The organism is Rhodoferax ferrireducens, assembly GCF_003347515.1.
Taxonomy (GTDB): domain Bacteria; phylum Pseudomonadota; class Gammaproteobacteria; order Burkholderiales; family Burkholderiaceae_C; genus Rhodoferax.
The window spans coordinates 1-6,553 of record NZ_QEII01000215.1; the positions used below are offsets into that span (position 1 = coordinate 1).

At 64.1% G+C, this 6,553-nt stretch carries 7 protein-coding genes and 2 pseudogenes; 3 read left to right on the plus strand and 6 right to left on the minus strand.

Annotated features, from left to right (window positions below; translation table 11 throughout):
* Positions 1-341: 341 nt before the first annotated feature.
* Positions 342-527 (minus strand): hypothetical protein, encoded by a 186-nt coding sequence (locus C5P05_RS03230; RefSeq protein WP_114968433.1) that lies wholly within the window; start codon positions 525-527, stop codon positions 342-344.
* 49 nt (positions 528-576) lie between these two features.
* On the opposite strand from C5P05_RS03230, the pseudogene C5P05_RS03235 reads away from it, so the two are divergent.
* A pseudogene (locus tag C5P05_RS03235) lies at positions 577-783 on the plus strand (efflux RND transporter permease subunit); the annotation flags it as partial.
* A 63-nt stretch (positions 784-846) separates the two neighbouring features.
* Here the strand turns inward: C5P05_RS03235 and C5P05_RS03240 are convergent.
* On the minus strand, positions 847-1,233 hold the full coding sequence (locus tag C5P05_RS03240) for a VOC family protein (protein WP_114968434.1): 387 nt from the start codon (positions 1,231-1,233) through the stop codon (positions 847-849).
* Positions 1,234-1,414: 181 nt separating this feature from the next.
* Here C5P05_RS03240 and C5P05_RS03245 point away from each other — a divergent pair, with 181 nt between their 5' ends.
* Positions 1,415-2,839: an FAD-binding oxidoreductase gene (locus tag C5P05_RS03245; protein WP_114968435.1), complete on the plus strand. Its 1,425-nt coding sequence runs from the start codon at positions 1,415-1,417 to the stop codon at positions 2,837-2,839.
* Between the two features lie 55 nt (positions 2,840-2,894).
* Positions 2,895-3,530, plus strand: coding sequence for a CDP-diacylglycerol--serine O-phosphatidyltransferase (pssA, locus tag C5P05_RS03250; protein ID WP_114968436.1), 636 nt, complete (start codon positions 2,895-2,897; stop codon positions 3,528-3,530).
* Positions 3,531-3,563: 33 nt separating this feature from the next.
* On the opposite strand, the gene C5P05_RS03255 is transcribed toward pssA, so the two are convergent.
* From C5P05_RS03255 to glnQ, 4 genes and pseudogenes are all read right to left on the minus strand, one after another.
* The gene (locus C5P05_RS03255) at positions 3,564-4,571 is read right to left on the minus strand and encodes a 2-hydroxyacid dehydrogenase (RefSeq protein ID WP_114968437.1); all 1,008 of its coding nucleotides are present in this window, start codon (positions 4,569-4,571) and stop codon (positions 3,564-3,566) included.
* A 3-nt stretch (positions 4,572-4,574) separates the two neighbouring features.
* On the minus strand, positions 4,575-5,519 hold the full coding sequence (locus C5P05_RS03260; protein WP_114968438.1) for a sugar kinase: 945 nt from the start codon (positions 5,517-5,519) through the stop codon (positions 4,575-4,577).
* Positions 5,516-6,382 (minus strand): TIM barrel protein, encoded by an 867-nt coding sequence (locus C5P05_RS03265; RefSeq protein ID WP_114968439.1) that lies wholly within the window; start codon positions 6,380-6,382, stop codon positions 5,516-5,518. Before C5P05_RS03265 ends, C5P05_RS03260 begins: the two co-directional genes overlap by 4 nt.
* 40 nt (positions 6,383-6,422) lie before the next feature.
* A pseudogene (gene glnQ / locus C5P05_RS03270) lies at positions 6,423-6,553 on the minus strand (glutamine ABC transporter ATP-binding protein GlnQ); the annotation flags it as partial.

Below are 6,553 nucleotides of genomic sequence, written 5' to 3' on the forward strand. Positions count from 1 at the left end.
TCCATCCAGTTTTTTCCTTTCGTTTGCTTGGCGGCTCACGATTGGAAGTTTCTGCGATGGACACCTACTTATACGTCAAACTTCTACTGCCACCCCGGCAAAGCCGGGGGATTTCCCATCGGATTAACTAGCTAATTGCGCATACTGGACGCGGGCTGGAAGCCAAAATGGCTTGAACTCATCAAGCAAATTTCACTGCGACTGGATGATCAAACACCGCGCCCGGCTGACGCCAAAAAAAGCGCATCAACCGGCCGGTTGCTGAGGGGATCAACCATGCACCACCCGGCCTTCACGCAATGCCCAGTAAAGCGCGGTGCCGGGTTGTTGACCCCAGCAGTTCACCTCCTCGCGTGAATAGACCAGTACATCAACGGGCAGACGCAGCGGCCGCAAGCAAGGCGCACGACCACCCGGCCAAACTGCGCGACCACGCGCAAGGTGTATTCCAATATTTCCGGCGTGGTGTTGTCGTAATCCACCAAGACCGCAACCCGCGCATCGCCGTTTGCTGCGTTGTTATTCATTGTGTGAGCCTCCCTGAATCAGCCTGTGATGATGAGCGTGGGTCATACAGTAGCCCTGAACTGGGGCGCAGACCCGAGCTTTCGCTCGCCGATGGCGATTGCCGTGATCGGCGGACTCATCACCTCCACGCTGCTCAGTCTGCTGGTGGTGCCCGCCGTGTTCACCTACATCGACGATCTGGAGCACCTGATCCGGCGCGGCGTGGCGCGGCTGCGGCGGCCGGCGCCGGTTGTGGCGGCACCGCATACGCTATAAATTAAATAGCTACCTGCGCATACGGGACGAGGGCTGGAGGCCTAAAACACTTATATTCCGGGTTCAGCCCACATCCTCGTGCAGGCACAGGATGTTGCCCTCGGTATCCTCGAACCAGGCCGCCTTCTCCGCGCCCAGCACGCAGACATGGCCGATCGTCTGCAGGCCGGGCAAGTCGTAGTCGGTAAAGCTCACGCCCTGCGACTCCAGTTGCGCGACGGCCGTGGTGATGTTTTCAACGCGAAAACTCAGGGCGGTGTGCTGCGCCTGGGTGCCCTCGGGTTTCGGAAAAAGGGCGATCTCGGTGCCGCCGCAGCGGTAGATAAATTTTCCGTCCGGCTTGCTGCCCACGGGCTGCAGACCCAATGACTGTTCGTAGAACTGGCGGGCGCGCGCCATGTCCTTGACGGGCAGGATGCAGGTGACTTCGGTGCTGGGAAAGGTACTCATGGCGGGACCTCCTTGCGTTTCGCGGAATGCTTTTTCTATATTGCACTGGATAGTTGCACTGATAAATGATCGTTCGCAAGGCGAGTCCTTTCCGGTCGCTTCAAACTGGATATCAGGGAGTAAGACAGCGAAGAAAAACCAAGACAGAAAACGCAAAAACCCTTGAAATGGAGACCCTATCATGGACAGCGTGAAAGTAGTTGGACTCGGCGGCGAGGCCGTCACGGTGGATGGTGCGACGCTCGACAAGTTGAAAACTTCTTTGCGCGGGGAGCTGCTGTTTCCGGACGATGACGGCTTTGACAAAGCGCGCACCGTCTGGAACGCCATGATTGACCGCAAGCCCGCCCTGGTCGCGAACTGCGCCGGCGTGGCCGACATCCGCCAGGCCGTGACCTTTGCGCATGAGCACCGCCTCCTGACGGCCGTCAGGGGAGGCGGACACAACATTGCGGGGAATGCCGTCTGCGACGGCGGTTTGCTGATCAATCTGTCGGCCATGCGCGCCGTCACGGTCGACCCCATCGCGTCAGTCGCGCACGTCGAGCCGGGCGCAACGCTGGGTGATTTTGACCACGAATGCCAGGCTTTTGGACTGGCCACCCCGATGGGCATCAATTCGACCACCGGCGTGGCCGGACTCACGCTCGGCGGTGGATTCGGCTGGCTGTCCCGAAAGCACGGCATGACGGTGGACAATTTGCTGGCCGCGGATGTGGTCACGGCCGATGGGCGATTGCTTCGCGCCAGCGCCACCGAGAACCCCGATCTCTTTTGGGCAATTCGCGGTGGCAGTGGCAATTTTGGCATCGTCAGCCGGTTCGAATTCAAGCTGCATCTGGTCGGGCCGGAGGTTCTGGGCGGCTTGATTGTCTATGCACTGAAGGACGCAACGCAAGCGCTGCAGCAGTTGCGTGAATACGTCAAGCAACTCGGCGAGGACACGAATGTCTGGACCGTGATGCGCAAAGCGCCGCCCCTGCCTTTCCTCCCGCCCGAAGTGCACGGGACCGAGATCATCGCCTTCTGCGTGTTCCACGCCGGTAATCCAGACGCGGGCCGAAAGGCGATAGAACCGATGCGAAAACTCGGTACCGTCCTGGGCGAGTTCATCGGCATGCAGCCTTACACCGCCTGGCAGCAAACCTTTGACCCGCTGCTGACACCGGGCGCCCGGAACTACTGGAAATCGCACAATTTTGTTGACCTGAGTGACGGCGCCATCGAGGTGGCGGTGAAATACGTGCAAAACCTTCCTTCACCGCATTGCGAGATATTCTTCGGCCTGATCGGCGGCGCCACCACCCGGCCCAAGCCCGACGCCACCGCCTATTCCCATCGGGATGCGATCTACGTCTGCAACGTTCATGGGCGCTGGGAAACCGCGGCCGAAGACCAGAAATGCACCGACTGGGCGCGCGGCTTCTTCCGCGATGCCGCGCCCTATGCGACCGGCGGCGTGTATGTCAACTTCCTGACCGACGATGAACCGGAGCGCATCCGGGCCGCTTACGGCCCGGGCTATGAGCGTCTGGTGGCGGCGAAAAACAAATACGACCCGGACAACCTGTTCCGCATGAACCAGAACATCCGCCCCAGCGCTTAAGGGGTGGCGCGCCGGATCCGTGGCGGTATCACAAAAGTGGAGTACGCTGTCCCGCATGACACCACCGACCACACCCGCCCCACGCAAACCCTTCGCCATGATCCGCGAGTTCCACCTCGCCGACTGGTTCACGTTGGGCAACGCCGTGTGCGGCACCGGCGCCATGTTTGCCATGATGACCTACCTGCAAACCAGCGAGGTCATGCATGTCTACTTTGCCTGCGGGCTGGTTGTGGCGGCGTTGGTATTCGATGTGCTGGATGGCCGGATTGCCCGCTGGCGCCAGAAGACCTCGGCACTCGGTCGTGAGTTGGATTCGCTTGCGGACATCATTTCCTTCGGTGTCGCTCCGGCCTTGATTGCCTATGGTTGCGGCATGCAGGGCCTGTACGACCGCATCATCTTGACCTTTTTTGTGGCTTGCGGCGTGTCGCGCCTGGCGCGCTACAACGTGACGGCCGAGACGCTGTCCGAGGGTGGCGACAAGGTGAAATACTTTGAGGGCACGCCCATCCCGACCTCGCTGCTGCTGGTGATTGTGTTGTTTGTGGCGGCCACGCAAGGCGCGCTGCATGAGTCCCTGTGGTTCGGAAAGGTCGTGCTCGCCGGCTTCACGCTGCACCCGCTGGTGCTGTTGTTTGCCCTGTCCGGCTCACTGATGGTCAGCCGCATACGCATCCCCAAGCTCTGAACAGCCCACGCGCAGCCTGCTGCCGGCACCCGCTCAAGCGCCCGACAGCTCAAACACCGCCGCCGGCCGCTCGCCCGCCAGCGCCTGCAGCAAATTGCTGGTGGCCAGTTCGGCCATCGCATGGCGGGTTTCGAACGTGGCCGAGCCAATGTGCGGCAGGGCCGTCACCTTGGGGTGCGTGCGCAAGGGCGAGTCCAGCGGCAGCGGCTCGGTGGCAAACACATCCAGCCCGGCGGCACGCAAGGTGCCGTGGTCGAGCGCATCCAGCAAGGCGTCTTCCTGCACGATGGCACCGCGGGCGCCGTTGATGAAGATGGCGCCCGGCTTCATCAGCGCAAACTCGCGCGCGCCCATCAGGCCCCGGGTTTCGGGGGAGAGCGGCAGCACGGCGGCGACGATGTCGGCGCGTTGCAGCAGCTCATCCAGGGGCGTGCGACGGGCCTTGCCGGCCAGTTCCGGCAGCGCCTGCGCCAGATCGACCGGATGCCGGCTGTGGTACAGCACCGGCATGCCAAAGCCCAGCGCAGCACGCCGCGCCAATGCTTGCCCGATGCGGCCAAAACCCAGGATGCCCAGCGTTTTGCCATGCACGTCCCAGCCAAACAGCTCTTCGCCAATGTTGCGTGTCCAGCGGCCCTCGCGCACATGGTTGGCCAGCTCGACCAGGCGTCGGCTGCTGGCCATGATGAGTGAAAAAATGGTGTCAGCCGTGGTCTCGGTCAGCACGCCGGGCGTGTGACACAGCATGATGCCGCGCGCCGCCAGCGCGGGCAACGCGTAGTTGTCGACCCCGACCGACACGCTGGAGATGACTTTCAGACGCGGGGCGCCCGCCAGCAAGGCGGCGTCCACCGGGTAGCTGGAGCCGATCAGGCCGTCGGCGCTGGCCAGTGCCGCGTGAAAGGCGGCGGCTTGTTCCGGCAGGCGCGGGTTGGCCACCGTCACGTCGTGCACGGCTTGCAGGCGCGCGAGTTGGTCGGGTGGCAGTTCGCGGAAAACCAGAACCTGTTGGCGTGTCGTGTTGGCGCTTGGCGTCGGCATGGTTCACAGCCCCGCCTGGTTCAGTTCGGCGCGGGTCGGCAGGCCTTCGCTGTCGCCCAGCACCTGCACGGCGCGCGCGCCAATCCAGGCGCCGCGCTTCACGGCCTCGGGCACGCTCAAGCCATCGAGCAGCGCGCTGATCACGCCCACGGCGAAGCCGTCGCCGGCGCCGACCGTGTCCACCACCTCGGCCACCGGGAAGCCGGCGACGTAGCCGCTGCCGCCCTCCCCGTCATAGAAAGCGCCCTCGCTGCCGAGCTTGACGACCACCAGTTCGGCGCCGTGCTGGCGGTAAAAGCGGGCAATGCCTTCCGGCGTTTCCTCGCCGGTCAAAAAACGGCCCTCCTCCAGGCCGGGCAGCACCCAGTTGGCGCGCGTCGCCAGGTCGTTGATGGCCTCGCGCATCAGCTCGGGCGTGGCCCACAAGGTCGGGCGCAGGTTCGGGTCGAACGAGACGCTGCGACCGGCCGCGCGCATCAGCTCCATGCTTTGGCGTGCGGCGGGCAGCGTGGTCGGCGAGATCGCGGCAAACACGCCGGTGGCGTGCAGGTGCCGGGCGCTAAGCAGCCAGGCTTCGTCAATATCGGCCACGCCCATGTGGCTGGCGGCGGAACCGGCGCGGTGGTATTCGACCGGCGGGTCGCTGCCGTCGCTCACCTTGCCCTTGAACTGGAAGCCGGTTTTTTGCGCCGCATCGCACACCACGTGCGAGCAGTCGATGCCCTCGCCCGCCATGGCGGCGAGCAGGTAGCGCCCCATGGAGTCGGTGCCCAGGCGGCTGGCCCAACCCACTTTCAGGCCCAGGCGCGCCAGGCCGATGGCGACATTGGTCTCGGCACCGGCGGTGCGCTTGTGGAAGGCCTCGGCCTGCTCCAGCGGGCCGGGCTGGTCGGCGACCAGCAGCATCATGGCTTCGCCAAAGGTAATGACGTCCAGTGCGTTGTTCATGTCGTGGCTTTCTCGTTGCGATGTAAAAGAATGGGGCCGTGGGTGTGGGCAACCTTTGCCAGGCTGGTGGCGACGCCGCGCAACTGCTCAATTTCCAGCTGCACCACGGTCTCCAGCGCATCACCCGCCAGCGGGTATTCGATGGCCCACGGCACATCGGCGGGCAAGGCGCGCAGCACGGCCCGCCAAGGTGCGCTGGACGCGGCCAGCGGCACGGCGATCCAGCGCTGCGGCTGGCGCTGCACACCTTTGCAGTGCACATAACGCACCTGCGGCGCCAGGGCGGCGGCGGCCTGCAAGGGGCACTCGCCGGTCCAGTGCCAGTTGCCCATGTCGAAGGTCATGCCCAGAAAAAACCCCTGGGCATTGGCGGTGGCGAAGAAGTCCTGCAGGGCCGCCAGCGTGCCGGCCGCCGGGGTCTGGTCGTTTTCAATGAGCAGTTCAACCGGGGCCGATTGCAGGCGCACTTGCAAATCGTCCAGGGTGCGGTGAGAGGCCGGGCCAAAGCCGCCGATCGCCATTTTCAGGCGCGACGCGCCCAGGGTTTCGGCGGCCGCGAGGGCGCGTTCCAGCGCGCTGACGGCCAGCGTGCCGTCATGCGCCCACAGATAGTCCGCGCTCGAATAGACCAGACTTTTACCGGCCGCTTGCACGGTGTGCGCGATGGCCGGGAGTTCACTCGCCTGGTCCACCAGCAGCTCACTGCGCACCTCCACGCCATCGGCGCCAGCGGCCAGGCTGAGTTCGCTAAACCACAGTTGCCCGTGGCGCCGCACTTCGGCCGCACCAAAGGCGGACAGTGAAATCAGAATCGGCGGCGCCGCGTGCATGCCGCCCGCCGCCCCTTCAACACCCGAAGACATTGGATGCGCCACGCCAGTCGTTGTGGCGGCGCTTCCTCCGTCAGTGCGCATGCTGCGAATTCAAAATCTGCCCCAAAAAGCTCCGCGTCGTTTCGTGCTGCGGGTTGCTGAAGAACTGCTGCGGCGGCGCCTGCTCGATGATCTGGCCATTCGCCATGAAGATCACGCGAT